12 protein-coding genes and 1 other RNA gene are annotated in these 13,079 nt (G+C 38.2%); 10 read left to right on the forward strand and 3 right to left on the reverse strand.

The genetic code is table 11. The features are described from left to right. Positions 1–206: 206 nt before the first annotated feature. Positions 207–395 (reverse strand): hypothetical protein, encoded by a 189-nt coding sequence (locus tag QMN76_RS00255; protein ID WP_282065592.1) that lies wholly within the window; start codon positions 393–395, stop codon positions 207–209. Positions 396–670: 275 nt separating this feature from the next. On the opposite strand from QMN76_RS00255, the gene QMN76_RS00260 reads away from it, so the two are divergent. Beyond that, positions 671–2,326 carry a dihydroxyacetone kinase subunit DhaK gene (locus tag QMN76_RS00260; protein ID WP_282023261.1) on the forward strand — a complete coding sequence of 552 codons (1,656 nt, stop codon included), beginning with the start codon at positions 671–673 and terminating at the stop codon, positions 2,324–2,326. Positions 2,327–3,064: 738 nt separating this feature from the next. Here QMN76_RS00260 and QMN76_RS00265 read toward each other — a convergent pair. Then, positions 3,065–3,307 carry a hypothetical protein gene (locus QMN76_RS00265; protein WP_282023259.1) on the reverse strand — a complete coding sequence of 81 codons (243 nt, stop codon included), beginning with the start codon at positions 3,305–3,307 and terminating at the stop codon, positions 3,065–3,067. Between the two features lie 175 nt (positions 3,308–3,482). Here QMN76_RS00265 and ggt point away from each other — a divergent pair, with 175 nt between their 5' ends. The 5 genes from ggt to recR all read left to right on the forward strand — a co-directional run bounded on the left by ggt (position 3,483) and on the right by recR (position 8,466). Continuing rightward, positions 3,483–5,288, forward strand: coding sequence for a gamma-glutamyltransferase (ggt, locus tag QMN76_RS00270; RefSeq protein ID WP_282023258.1), 1,806 nt, complete (start codon positions 3,483–3,485; stop codon positions 5,286–5,288). Between the two features lie 63 nt (positions 5,289–5,351). Further along, an RNA gene (gene ffs / locus QMN76_RS00275) (signal recognition particle sRNA small type) lies at positions 5,352–5,446 on the forward strand. Between the two features lie 82 nt (positions 5,447–5,528). After that, a complete protein-coding gene (locus QMN76_RS00280) occupies positions 5,529–7,469 on the forward strand; it encodes a DNA polymerase III subunit gamma/tau (RefSeq protein ID WP_282023256.1) in 1,941 nt (646 codons plus the stop codon). Between the two features lie 26 nt (positions 7,470–7,495). Next, positions 7,496–7,819 (forward strand): YbaB/EbfC family nucleoid-associated protein, encoded by a 324-nt coding sequence (locus QMN76_RS00285; RefSeq protein ID WP_034337708.1) that lies wholly within the window; start codon positions 7,496–7,498, stop codon positions 7,817–7,819. A 53-nt stretch (positions 7,820–7,872) separates the two neighbouring features. After that, positions 7,873–8,466, forward strand: coding sequence for a recombination mediator RecR (recR, locus tag QMN76_RS00290; protein WP_034337705.1), 594 nt, complete (start codon positions 7,873–7,875; stop codon positions 8,464–8,466). Here recR and QMN76_RS00295 read toward each other — a convergent pair. Beyond that, positions 8,463–9,248 (reverse strand): DUF1460 domain-containing protein, encoded by a 786-nt coding sequence (locus QMN76_RS00295; protein WP_282023255.1) that lies wholly within the window; start codon positions 9,246–9,248, stop codon positions 8,463–8,465. The two genes, recR and QMN76_RS00295, sit on opposite strands and share 4 nt — an antisense overlap. 204 nt (positions 9,249–9,452) lie before the next feature. On the opposite strand from QMN76_RS00295, the gene QMN76_RS00300 reads away from it, so the two are divergent. From QMN76_RS00300 to QMN76_RS00315, 4 genes are all read left to right on the forward strand, one after another. Beyond that, complete coding sequence (locus QMN76_RS00300; protein WP_282023253.1) at positions 9,453–9,620, forward strand: AtzG-like protein; 168 nt, start codon at positions 9,453–9,455, stop codon at positions 9,618–9,620. Positions 9,621–9,625: 5 nt separating this feature from the next. Beyond that, entirely contained in the window at positions 9,626–10,978 is a 1,353-nt protein-coding gene (locus QMN76_RS00305) for an AtzE family amidohydrolase (RefSeq protein ID WP_282023252.1), read from the forward strand. A 27-nt stretch (positions 10,979–11,005) separates the two neighbouring features. Continuing rightward, positions 11,006–11,458 carry a hydroxyisourate hydrolase gene (gene uraH / locus QMN76_RS00310; RefSeq protein ID WP_282023251.1) on the forward strand — a complete coding sequence of 151 codons (453 nt, stop codon included), beginning with the start codon at positions 11,006–11,008 and terminating at the stop codon, positions 11,456–11,458. A 106-nt stretch (positions 11,459–11,564) separates the two neighbouring features. Next, the gene (locus tag QMN76_RS00315) at positions 11,565–13,064 is read left to right on the forward strand and encodes a PepSY-associated TM helix domain-containing protein (protein ID WP_282023249.1); all 1,500 of its coding nucleotides are present in this window, start codon (positions 11,565–11,567) and stop codon (positions 13,062–13,064) included. Positions 13,065–13,079 lie beyond the last annotated feature (15 nt).

Raw genomic sequence — 13,079 nt, forward strand, 5'->3', positions numbered from 1 at the left:
TTCGAAAGATTGTTGAGTTTGTCGAGTTAAGTTTAATGTTGCTGCATCCCATATATATTTCTGAAATAGATTTTTTTTAGGATCAAAGTAGTGATTTTGGTAATATGTTATGCATAAATAAATTAAAACAATACTGAGCAAAGATATAATGATCCAATAAGATCCTACAAAAACACGATTGGTTATATGAATTATTTCAGATAAATTCATCGGATCCTATATGTACATTTCTTAACAGCTTCGAAATAAGTAAAAACTTTCGCTGTTTTGATACAATGATCAAATTGTTGTTGCACAATCGTTTGCCGATTAAAATCGATACGTAGAGAAGATGCATAGGCAATAATTGGGATGAATTCTTCATAATATCGGCGACTATCGTCAAAAGCGGTCATTAAAGCAAGCCTATAACAAGCAAAGCATAAACCAACTATCAGTAAAAGTCGTAATGTCCATTGCAATGTGATTTTCAAAGCGTTATGGAGCATATTTGCTTACTTTTCTTGTTACAAAAGAACAAATATTATCTCATTTTTTTAAAGAATCAAGGGAATAACAAGTAAAATTATATTTTTTCACAGAATCTTGAATAGTGTCTTGTCATGCCCATTTGCCTTGGTGCATAGTAGAAACAGTTATTTGAATAATTTTTAAAATTTAAGGATGGATCATGTCAAATTTCTTTTTTAATGATCGTACAGCTCTTGTAAATGATGCGATAGAAGGTGCTTTGGTTACAGCACCCCATAAAAACCTTGCTAAACTTGATACAGACCCTTCAATGCGGGTTGTCGTGCGTAAAGATTGGGATAAGAAAAAGGTAGCGGTTGTTTCAGGAGGAGGTGCAGGACACGAGCCAGCACATCTGGGTTTCGTTGGAAAAGGAATGTTAACGGCTGCTGTTTGTGGTGATTTATTTGCATCCCCTAGCGTTGACGCTGTATTAACTGCAATTATTGCAGTGACGGGTGAAGCTGGTTGTTTATTAATTATTAAAAATTATACAGGCGATCGTTTAAATTTTGGGCTTGCTGCTGAAAAAGCAAAACATCTGGGATATAAAGTGGAAATGGTCATCGTTCGTGATGATATTTCTTTACCTGACAATAAACAACCTCGTGGTATTGCGGGAACAGTGTTTATTCATAAAATGGCTGGTTATGCAGCAGAAGCAGGCTATTCTTTGGCTGAAGTCAAAGAATTCGTTGATCATGCAAATAAACAAGTGTTCAGTATCGGTGCTGCAATGTCTGGGTGTCATTTACCTCAAGCACAAAGTGATGCACAACGTATTCCAGAAGGTTCTATTGAACTTGGGTTGGGTATTCACGGAGAGCCTGGCGCCAGCACAGTTGCAACCCAAAATAGCCGCGAAGTTATTGAGCTAATGCTATCAAAGCTTACTCCTCATGTCACAGGTAAAGATCGTGTTGCAGTGATGGTTAATAATCTTGGTGGTGTGTCTGCATTAGAAATGGGGATTTTAACCAAAGAACTCTATCACAGTGCCATTGCTTCAAAAATCTCTTGGATTGTTGGGCCAGCTTTAATCGTGACAGCTTTGGATATGAAGGGTTTGTCATTAACTCTTTTAGCACTTGATGAAAAAATTGAAAAAGCTTTAACAGCGCCTACAGAAGCTCCAGCTTGGGTTAAAGCTGTAGAACCTGAAAAAATGTCTGTTATTTCTTTGGAAGCAGTTGAAACCAAAGTCCAATATACACCTTCTGATGACAAAGTTTCTGGTAAGATCGTCGATGTGGTTACTCAGACATTAAGCGAGCTTGAAGACGAGCTTAATGCCCTTGATGCTAAAGTAGGTGATGGCGATACAGGGGCAACCTTTGCAGCGGGTGCGCGTGGGATTGCAGCATTATTAAAAGCTCAAGATTTACCATTGGCTGATCAATCTAAGTTATGTTTGGTTATTGGTGAACGTTTGGCTGTGGTTATGGGTGGTTCTAGCGGTGTTCTGATGTCAATTTTCTTTACTGGCACAGGACAAAAGTTGGCAGAAGGTCAGTCTCTGGTTGATGGTTTATTGTTCGGGTTAAAACAAATGAAGCATTATGGTGGTGCTGATTTAGGTGACAGAACTATGATTGATGCATTACAACCTGCACTAGAGGCTCTAAAACAAAGTAACAGCTTGGATGTTGCCGCCAAAGCTGCAAATAATGGAGCAGAAGGCACCGCAAAATCCACCAAAGCGAATGCAGGACGTTCGTCTTATTTAAACAGTGACAGCTTGGCTGGAAATCCTGATCCTGGAGCGGTGGCTGTGGCAAAAGTATTTGCAGCATTGCTTAAAGCAGGTATTGTTTAATAATTAACCTGAAAAACTAATGTTTTGAGTAAATAAAAAAAACCGTATTCCAGCTAAGGATTACGGTTTTTTTATTGATAGAGTCTGATGTTACTTATGAACTGTTTTTAATTAAAGAATTATGTAAGAATTTTATTCTTGCTAAGACTGATTGAGTGTCTTCAATTTCTGAATTTTCAAATTTCTTGATTACTTAAAAGAGTAATTAAATAACTTCGGAGCGTTTTTCTATTTTTGCAAGCGCATTAGCTAGATTCAGATATGCTTTTGCTGCTTAAAGCAATACATTTTCATTCGTGGCGTTTTTAAAGCGATCTATTAATTTTAAACAAGTAGTAATCTTGTTTACACCTTGGCTATTGCGTACTGCTTTAAAAAGATTAATAGCTTCTTATTTCCTCATCATTTGTAGAAGTTAAATTTCAGCTTCTAATTTGTCTTGTTTAATATTTGTTTCTTTATTTGATACTGTAGAAATTGTTTTGTGGCTGACTGCTTCTATTAATCTATAAGTATTTTCTTATTTTAGAAAATTTAAGAAATTTTTTGGTAGATTATCTTTGATATTTAGAATGGTTTCACTTTTATTATCGGCTAACCATTATGTATATTCTCTTTAGGCAAAGATACTAGTAATAATACTTATGATTGTAACAATTAGGGTTATAAAAGCATACTAATAAAAAACTATTAAATGTAACCATTGTATTTCTGCTTTATTACTTCAAATGTCAGACTTTAACCCATCGATTTTATCATTAATTTTTCTAACTCTTCAACTCTAAACTCAAGGATAAAAACTTGTTTATCCAAAAAGATATAGTTACTCTGTGTGCCTTCAATTTTATCAGAATGGTCTTGTGAAAAAAAGAATGGTGAAAATAAAAAAAACTCAATAACATCATGGGTATCACAGTCAAAGAAACTATTTTCATTATATAAACTACCTATTAATACAAAATATAAATAAGGCGATAACATAGTATAGTCATATATTACTGAATAGTGATGTTATTGGGGCAATGCCACCATACAATTCATTAGATTTGAATTGTGTAACTCTGGACAGAGCAACAAAAAATAGAATAGTATTTTTGAAATATATTGAATGAACACATAACAAGAAAGAATTGCCGTGAGAACGATTTCTCCCCGAATGAAACTAAATGTTTTAAAATCCACCTTTGGAGCATTATTGCTCTCCAGTAGTTGCTTTTCTGTTCCTGCTTTTGCACAAGCGGGTAATGGGGCTGATGCGTTGGCATTCGGTGGAACACCAGCGGCAACGGTGTCAACACAACCCGTTGCGGCATATAATGGCATGGTTGTTTCTGCCAGTGATTTGGCTGCCAAAGTTGGCGCACAAGTGTTAAAAGATGGTGGAAATGCTGCGGATGCTGCGGTTGCGGTGGCTTATGCAATGGCGGTGACGTATCCTGCGGCGGGGAATATTGGTGGGGGTGGGTTTTTAACCATACGTTTGCCCAATGGTCAGGCTCATTTTGTTGATTTCCGCGAAAAAGCCCCTAGCGCTGCGACTGAAACAATGTATCAAGACAAAGATGGCAAAGTTATTCCGAACGCATCTGTTCTGGGTTGGAAAGCGGTCGGTGTTCCTGGAACAGTGGCAGGTATGGAACTGGTTCGTGAAAAATGGGGCAGTAAAACCAGAGCAGATTTGATCGACCCTGCGATTAAACTTGCCAAAGATGGGTATGTTCTAACTAAAGAAGATATTGAGTTATTTTCAACCTCTACTTCTGACTTTGCTAAGAACCCCGAGGCAGCCAAGATTTTCTTAAAAGCAGATGGGTCTCCTTGGAAAGTTGGCGATGTGTTCCGTCAAGAAGATTTGGCAAGAACGCTGACTTTAATTGCGAAAAAAGGGAATGATGCATTTTACAAAGGCAAAATTGCCAAACAAATTGTTGCTGCCAGTGTGAAACATGGGGGTATTTTGCAAATGAAAGATTTTGAAACGTACCAACCGCGCATCATGCAACCTTTAACGTGTTCTTATCGAGGATATGTGATTGATACGGCACCGCCTCCAAGTGGTGGTGGGGTGGCATTATGTGAAATGCTGAATATCATTGGTGGGTATGATATGCGCAAGCTGGGATTGCAAACATTACCAGCAGCCCAAAGAGAAATCGAAGCCATGCGTCGTGCGTATTCTGATCGTCGAGATTTAGGGGACCCTGCGTTTGTGCAAAATAATATCGAACGTTTTTTAAATCCACAATATGCAGCGGATGTTCGTAAAACTTTAAATTTCAAACATGCAGTTGATTCTGCCGCTTTGGTTCCAGGACAAGTGGCGTTGGCTAAAACTATAAAAGCTGGCGTTCAACAAAAGCATGAAAAGAATGAAACCACGCATTTCTCTATTATTGATAAAGACGGCATGGCAGTTTCAATGACCTATACTTTAAATGGTTGGTTTGGTGCGCGCGTGGTTGCGGGGTCAACAGGAATCGTTATGAATGATGAAATGGATGATTTTGCAACCGCAGCAGGGCAAGCCAATATGTATGGAATTGTAGGAAGCAAAGCCAATGCTATTGCAGCGGGAAAGACCCCATTGTCATCGATGACTCCAACCATTGTTTCTAAGGATAATCAACCATTCATGGTGATTGGCAGCCCTGGTGGATCTCGTATTCCAACGATTGTGTTGTCTGTGTTAACTGGTGTCATTGATTATGATCTGAATATTCAACAAGCGATTAATTTGCCTCGCATTCATCAGCAATGGGAACCTGTTCCTGTACAGTTGGAATTTAATGCGTTAAGTCCTGTGGTTCGTGAAGAGTTGAAGAAAAAAGGATATCCTTTGGATTTATACTCTACATGGGGGATTGCAGAGGGCATTGTTGTTGGTAAAGATAAAGATGGAAAACGTATTTATTATGGAGGTACGGACTATCGTCATTCTGGCGGTGCCGCTGTTGGAGAATAATTTTTTTAAAATGTGAAAAAAAGACTTGTCATCCACCCCACTTGTTGTGCTAGAAGAGGGGTGGGAAGTCATGAGTGGACGAATACCTTGTGAACTCGGTCAGGTCCGGAAGGAAGCAGCCATTGCGAGTATCATTCGGGTCACTTGTGGCTTGCCACCTTACATTCATCGTTAAAGGTAAGGATGCAGGTTTTTAAAATCTATACCTGCCTTTGTTATTTTATTTCCTGGAATGAGTTTATGACAGATCTTCCGGACGAGAATTTTCCTTTACCTAACGAAACACTAGCTGCTGGTTTATTTGAAGATTTACCCAAATCAACGCCAAAAGTTGAGAAATCTTATCGCGTACTGGCACGTAAATATCGTCCCCAAAATTTTGATGATTTAATTGGCCAAGAAGCCTTGGTGCGCACGATGCGCAATGCTTTTGCCATGGGACGTGTGGCGCACGCATTTATGTTGACGGGGGTGCGCGGTGTTGGAAAAACAACGACGGCTCGTATTATCGCACGCGCATTAAACTGTGTTGGTGAGGATGGTCAAGGTGGCCCGACGGCTGATCCTTGTGGGGTTTGCCCTAATTGTAAAGCAATTTTAGCAGATCGTCATCCTGATGTATTAGAAATTGATGCTGCCTCTCATACAGGGGTAGATGATGTGAGAGAGATCATTGAGGGGTCTCGTTTCCGTCCGTTGCAAGCGCGGATGAAAGTATATATTATCGACGAAGTCCATATGTTATCTCGTAATGCGTTCAATGCATTGCTAAAAACGTTGGAAGAACCTCCAGAACAAGTTACTTTTATTTTCGCCACGACGGAAATCCGTAAAGTCCCCGTTACGGTATTATCACGTTGCCAGCGCTTTGATTTGCGCCGTGTACCCCAAGAGCAATTACAAGATCATTTTGCTAAATTAGCCGAGTTAGAGCACGTATCGATTGCCCTAGAAGCAATTAATTTAATTGCCAGAGCTGCCGATGGATCGGTAAGAGACGGGTTGTCTTTGCTTGATCAAGCCATCGCTCAAAAGGATGGTCAAGAAGGTGCTGGACTAATTGAGGCATCCACTGTTTCAGAAATGTTGGGTTTTGCTGATCGTGCATTGGTGTTTGATTTGTTCAAAGCAATGATGGGGGGCAAGCCTGATAAAGTTTTAGAGCTTACCGATCAAGCTTATGCCACTGGTGCTGATTTAGGGGTGTTATTAACAGATTTGTTGGATTTAGTGCATTTGCTTTCTCGGATGAAAGCGGTGCCTACGTTACAAAAGAGTGCTGAACTTTCTGAATTAGAACGCGTTCAAGGTGGGGAGTTAGCAGATAAACTTTCTGTGCCGGTTTTGGGGCGTACGTGGCAAATGCTTTTAAAGGGCACAAATGAAGTAGATATGGCACCTAACCGTAAGGCTGCGGTAGAAATGGTGCTTATTCGTTTATGTTATGTTTCTGATCTTCCGTCTCCTGATGAGTTGATCAAGCAAATGAAGAATGAGGGAGGTAGCCCACAAGGAAATAATAATAAACCTCATATATCTTCATCGTCTTCTTCTGGCTCAACAGCCTCGTCGCCTGTGCAAGGAGATGGAGACACATTTTTATATGCAGTAGGGCAAAATAGTTCTGTATCTTCTGGATATCCTCAGGCGGATGTTATGCAGGCCGTGGGCGTTCCTGCGGTTCAAGAAGTGGAAACTTTACCAGAAAAAATCACTTGGCAGAGTTGGCGAGAAGTTGTTGTTTTTGTCAAAGAAAAACAAGAGCGTTTACTCCATGCGCATTTGCGTAATTTAGTACATTTGGTAAAATTTGCGCCACCCACGATCGAAATTCGAGTAGAGGATAAAGCGCCAAACAATTTGGCACAGCAACTTTCCAAGTTACTTAATACCTATTCAAATCAACGTTGGACGATTGTTCTGTCTCAACATCAAGGGGAACCCTCTTTGATGGAGCAAGAATCTTTACAAGCCGAGGCGGATTTAAAAGAGGTTGGGCAAGACCCATTTATATTAGGGATTCTGGAAATATTTCCAGGGGCACGACTTGGAAAGCTTGTCAATCCTCAACTAGATGAGTATGGTTTATTTCCAGAAAACATCCCATCAATGGAAGATGACGAGGGGGCAATGCGTTTTGATGACGAAGATATTCCCCCTTATGATCCTGATGAATATTAATTTTTAACTCATGGAGTGTATAAACTATGAAAAACTTTGCTAATCTTATGAAGCAAGCCTCGCAAATGCAAAGCAAAATGAATGAAATGCAAGAAAAGCTGGCTTTGATTACAGTAGAAGGTGTTTCTGGTGCTGGCATGGTGACGGTTGAATTGGCAGGTAAAGGGGAAATGAAATCGATTAAAATTGATCCTAAACTTGCTGATGCGAATGAAATGGAAATATTGCAAGATTTAATCGTTGCTGCTTATACCGAAGCGCGTCGTCGTTTAGATGAGAAAACCAAAGAAGAAATGCAAAAAGTAACTGGTGGAATGAATCTTCCAGAGGGGTTAAATTTACCCTTTTAATTGATTATATATTGCTGGATTATAGATCAGTAATATTATCAAAGGACAGAATAATGGGTGGCCCTGAAATAGAACGATTAATTGCGTTACTAAGCAAATTGCCAGGATTGGGGCCACGCTCTGCTCGCAGGGCAACACTTGCTTTATTAAAGCAGCCGCAATCTCGTATGTTGCCATTGGCTCAGGCATTACAACATGCAGCCGATCATGTTAAAATCTGTTCAGAATGTGGAAATCTTGATAGTTCAGATCCTTGTGTAATTTGTAGTAATCCAGATCGAAATGACGAGCAAATCTGTATTGTTGAAACGGTCGGTGATTTATGGGCATTGGAAAAGACATCGATCTTTAAAGGACGCTATCAAGTTTTGGGTGGGTCTTTGTCTCCATTATCAGGTATCGGACCAGAAGATTTAAATATTACCCCATTATTGCATCGCCTTGAGAAGCTTGAAGTTAAAGAAATTATTCTAGCTTTGGGAGCGACAGTAGATGGGGTGACCACCATGCACTGGTTATATGATCAACTGTTACCTTATGGGGTAAAGATCACGCGGGTTAGCCAAGGCATTCCTATGGGTGGATCTTTGGAAGTTATGGACGAGGGAACGTTGACCGCGGCGATGACAACAAGACGATCTGTTTAGTTTTGTTGTGTGCGCAAAACCATAATTCCAGGTTTATTTTTTATATATTCTAAAAAAGGACTATCAACGACTTTTCTATTTTTTTTCAAAGAGGAAGCATTGCGGAAATATACTTGGTTGCCTTTTTTAATTAAAATACCTACATGGGATGCATCAAGCCCTACTTGATTAGTATAAATTCCGATAAAGTCCCCTGTTTTTAATTTACTAATCACGGCTTCATTGACATAGCTGCTTGGGATGTAATTGATATTTCTGGGGATGGCTCCAATCCCTGCCAGATATTCTGTGCCATCAGGTTTTTCATTAAGGCGTTTAAATACAGTAATACTGTTAGGGCTGATTTTTTTTGTTATTTCTTCAGCATTTTTAGGGGCGATATAATACCAGTCAGAAAAGAAATGTTTACGATTATAAAAACTGATGGTTCCATCAATATATCGCACTCTGATAAGGTTCTCAATAAAAGCATCAACGTTATTTGATAAAGATAATGCCAATACATAATCAATAAAAGTAAAGCAATCTACAGCATTTAAATTAACGACCATTTTTTCAGGCTGGGTTGAAGAGCCAATTAAGGTATCACTTTGATAGGGCGTGTTCAGAAATTGTTTTGAAATTTCTTCGATAGAATGCGATTTATTTTTTAAAACAGTATTGATTTCTTGTTGGGATTTATCATCAAGATAATAATGATAAGCAGCTTTGGCATCAGGTAAAGAGATACAAAAGCTATATAAAGCAAAAGATAAAAGCGTAATTTTTTTGGAAATAATCATGATGTTTCTGCTTTAGAATTAATTTAGCTATAATTGTATTATCTTCTTCTGGGATTAGGCATAAAGTAAAGAAAAAATTAAATAAAAATATCAACTTTTTGTGCATAATAGATTTTATCAAAGATAATTCTGTATCAATAGAAAAAACTTGTTAGGATTATTTAATTCATTAAAGTTTATATAAATAAAGGGGGTTTGTAAAAAATGAAGGATGATCTTTTATATCATGCACTAGAGCAACTCTCTGAAAGTATTTTATTATCTATTCCCGAGCAGTGCAAAGAAGGTGTCTTAAAAAACACGAAAATATTGCATGATTATAGTCAGCTTATTCATCAATTTAAAATTCCTGAAATTAAAGAGAATGGGTGAACGGAATGCGTTCTGTAAAAGACATTGCCAACTCTATTCGTTTGGGACGCGCTTCTGCACAACAAACTATATCTCATTATTTGCAAATTATTCGGCAATATGATCCACCAATAAATAGTGTAACGCGTATTTTGGGTGAACGTGCGTTAAAAGCGGCAGAGCGGATCGATCTTCTTATTGCCACAGGTCAAGATCCAGGGCCTTTGGCAGGGGTTCCTTTTGCGGTCAAAGATCTTTTTGATGTGCAAGATGAGGTAACCACTGCGGGTTCAAAGATTTTATCAAAAAAAACATGTGCCAACCAAGATGCTGAGGTTATTCAACGATTATGTAAAGCGGGTGCTATTCCTGTGGCGACGTTAAATATGGACGAATTCGCTTATGGGTTTGTTACTGACAATGTTCATCATGGTATGACATATAATCCTCATGATTTATCGCGCTTTGCAGGAGGGTCATCGGGAGGATCTGCTGCCTCCGTTGGTGGAGGGATTATTCCGTTCTCTTTGGGATCTGATACGAATGGATCTATTCGAGTGCCTGCATCTTTGTGCGGTGTGTGGGGCATAAGGCCAACTTTTGGTCTTATGCCGATGCAAGGGGTTTATCCTTTTGCTAAAAGCTTTGATACTATTGGTCCTTTTTGCCAAACGGTTGAGGATTTAAAGCTTGTTTTTAATGTGATGGCAGGGGTTGAGGATAACGCTTCTATTTTACCATCTGTTTCTGATTTGCGGATTGCACAAGTAGGGGGTTGGTTTGAAAGAGATGTTGAGCAGGATATTTTAAAAACTATTCAAGAAATTATGCATCTTTTTAGTCAGCAAAAAAAAATTGAAATTCCCTATATAGAGCAAGTGCGCACAGCATCCTATTTAATGACTGCTTCCGAAGGCGGAAATCTACACTTACCCATGCTCAGAACACAGCCTTTGGATTATGATCCTGCAACCCGAGACCGTTTGATGGCAGGGGCGATGTTACCTGTTGCCTCATATTTGCAAGCACAAAAAGTTAAAACATGGTTTCAAAATTATCTGGCCGAGATCTTTAAGGAATATGATCTGCTGATTGCGCCAGCAGTAGGGGCTGCAGCACCACTTATTGATAATCCTATTGTGTATGTCGATGGACAGCCAGTTCCTGCCAGAGTGCATTTGGGGATTTATACTCAACCCTTTAGTATGAGTAAATGTCCTGTTTTATCAATACCTTTTCAAAGAAAAGGAAAGCCACCAGTTGGTCTGCAACTGATTGCACAACCTTATCAAGAAAAGCTATTATTTGCTGTAGGTTCAGTATTAGAGCAAAATGGTTTGGCAAAAGCATCTATTATTCACCGTGATGCTATTACATAAGTATTTTTTAAAGAAAGGAAAATCTAAATGGAGATGAAACGTCGACATTTTCTTAGTGGTATAGGGGGCTCTTTGATTGTTCCCGCTGCTAATGCAGCAGAACCCGTTGCTCGAAATAAAGTAAATTCATACAAGGTAACTTTATCCACGCATATTTTGGATATGGTTTCAGGAAAACCTGCGTCGAATGTTAAAGTAAATTTATATCAAGAAACAACGCTTTTATTTGAGGGTCAAACCAATCAGGATGGGCGCTGCGTGATTTTACCTCGTCATCAAGAGAAACTGGCAGCAGGATATTATCAACTGGCTTTTTATGTTGCAGAGTATTTTAAACGGCAACATTACGCAGTTACCGATCCTGCTTTTTTAAATATTGTGCGAATAGACTTTGGAATTGCTGAAAACCCTGCTTCAGATCATTATCATGTGCCTTTATTGCTTTCTCCTTATGGATTTTCAACATATAAAGGCAGCTGAATATAGATCGATTGAAATTAAGATAGTAATATATACAAATTGAATTTCTGGTTAAATATTCTATAGTGTTATTCATTCTTATTCTCATAAACCAGAAAAACTTCTTATGATTAAAAAAATACTGTTTATCTTAACATTTATCCATCGTTGGGGCGGTTTAATTGGAGGATGGTTTTGTTTTTTTTTGGTGATAACAGGTACGATTTCAATTTTTGACCAAGAAATTTCACAATGGATGCAGCCAGAATTGGCAAATTACAAGCCAACACAAATAGTGTCAGAAACGGGGTTACAAAGTGCTTATAATGTCTGGCAAGAAAATGCGCGCAAGAACCAATTTAGTTTTGTAATTTTACCTTCTGAACGATATCCATTTTTACAAGTGCTGAACAGCCATGATAAATTATTAAGCTGGCAAAATATCGAACCAACTACTGGAGAGGTTATAAAATCTCCCTCTACTGTAGGAGGATATTTTTTTGATAGTTTACATAATAATCTTTTAATGGGTCGCCCAGCAGGTGATATAGCGATTATTACTTTATCTATATTGTTTTTTCTTTTTATCCTCAGCGGCTTTATAATTCATCTGCAGCATTTGTGGAAAGAGTTTTTTAAAATCAGACCTAAAGCATCTGCACTACGTTTTGTATTAGACATTCATTTGGGAATAGGGGTTTTCTTTTTACCGTTTTTACTCATGATGGTTATAAGTGGTTTTTTATTTTATGCACCCAATTATATTTCATTTTTTAATCCATCCGCCAATCATTATCACTCAGAAACTTTGAAAGATGTTTCTGTTACCACTGACCTTCCAGCACAGAATTTATATTCTTTGGTGCAAAAGGCACAAACTTCTTTTCACTCTATGCCAGGGTTTATATTAATTACCTCAAAGCAAATCCGTGTGGTGCAAAGTGATGTGGATCAATTGGCAATTATGCGTAATTATATCGAGTTAGATAGAGCCACTGATCAAGTTTCTCGTAATATTAATCAATCCTCAGCTGGCCGATATTTCCTTAATTTAATGTTTGGACTACATTTGGCGCGCACAGGGGGAGATGTGTTGAGGTGTATTTATTTTATAGCAGGGGTTGGGTCTGCGGCATTAATCGCGACGGGGTTATTATTTTTTTCAAATAAACGCCGCCATTATAATAAAAAACATGTCTCAGCAAAATTGCTGATGTTCTACAAGTTAACTGATGGGTTGCATGTCGGGGTTATAATGGGTGCTTTATTGGCGTTATTATCAGTATTTTGGGTGAATATGCTTGTGCCTAAACACATTATTGATAAACCGTTTTGGGAAGTGACAATCTTTTTGTGTGTATTTATTTTATCGTTTATTCAAGGATTGTTTTATAGTTTTTATTCGACAGTGATGAAAGCATGGCAATATCAAATTGGATTATTTGCATGCTTATGTATTTTATTACCAGTTGCAAAAGCTATTTTATTCCCACAAATCCTGACGTCAATTTTTAATCAAAATGGTGTTTACACTGTGATGAGTATTACGTTTATCAGTATTGGTTTGATTTTTGGAATAGTGTATTTTTATTTGCAACGAAAAAATGTTTTTAAGCGAAGAGCGTAAAGAAACTTTTATCCA

Origin of the sequence: Commensalibacter papalotli (ex Botero et al. 2024) (genome assembly GCF_947179115.1) — a bacterium.
Taxonomy (GTDB): domain Bacteria; phylum Pseudomonadota; class Alphaproteobacteria; order Acetobacterales; family Acetobacteraceae; genus Commensalibacter; species Commensalibacter papalotli.

Excerpts from the sequence above, each read along its gene's own strand:
- QMN76_RS00255 (WP_282065592.1), bottom strand. The coding sequence starts at position 395 with ATGACCGCTTTTGACGATAGTCGCCGATATTATGAAGAATTCATCCCA.
- QMN76_RS00260 (WP_282023261.1), top strand. The coding sequence starts at position 671 with ATGTCAAATTTCTTTTTTAATGATCGTACAGCTCTTGTAAATGATGCG.
- QMN76_RS00265 (WP_282023259.1), bottom strand. The coding sequence starts at position 3,307 with ATGTTATCGCCTTATTTATATTTTGTATTAATAGGTAGTTTATATAAT.
- ggt (WP_282023258.1), top strand. The coding sequence starts at position 3,483 with ATGAAACTAAATGTTTTAAAATCCACCTTTGGAGCATTATTGCTCTCC.
- QMN76_RS00280 (WP_282023256.1), top strand. The coding sequence starts at position 5,529 with ATGACAGATCTTCCGGACGAGAATTTTCCTTTACCTAACGAAACACTA.
- QMN76_RS00285 (WP_034337708.1), top strand. The coding sequence starts at position 7,496 with ATGAAAAACTTTGCTAATCTTATGAAGCAAGCCTCGCAAATGCAAAGC.
- recR (WP_034337705.1), top strand. The coding sequence starts at position 7,873 with ATGGGTGGCCCTGAAATAGAACGATTAATTGCGTTACTAAGCAAATTG.
- QMN76_RS00295 (WP_282023255.1), bottom strand. The coding sequence starts at position 9,248 with ATGATTATTTCCAAAAAAATTACGCTTTTATCTTTTGCTTTATATAGC.
- QMN76_RS00300 (WP_282023253.1), top strand. The coding sequence starts at position 9,453 with ATGAAGGATGATCTTTTATATCATGCACTAGAGCAACTCTCTGAAAGT.
- QMN76_RS00305 (WP_282023252.1), top strand. The coding sequence starts at position 9,626 with ATGCGTTCTGTAAAAGACATTGCCAACTCTATTCGTTTGGGACGCGCT.
- uraH (WP_282023251.1), top strand. The coding sequence starts at position 11,006 with ATGGAGATGAAACGTCGACATTTTCTTAGTGGTATAGGGGGCTCTTTG.
- QMN76_RS00315 (WP_282023249.1), top strand. The coding sequence starts at position 11,565 with ATGATTAAAAAAATACTGTTTATCTTAACATTTATCCATCGTTGGGGC.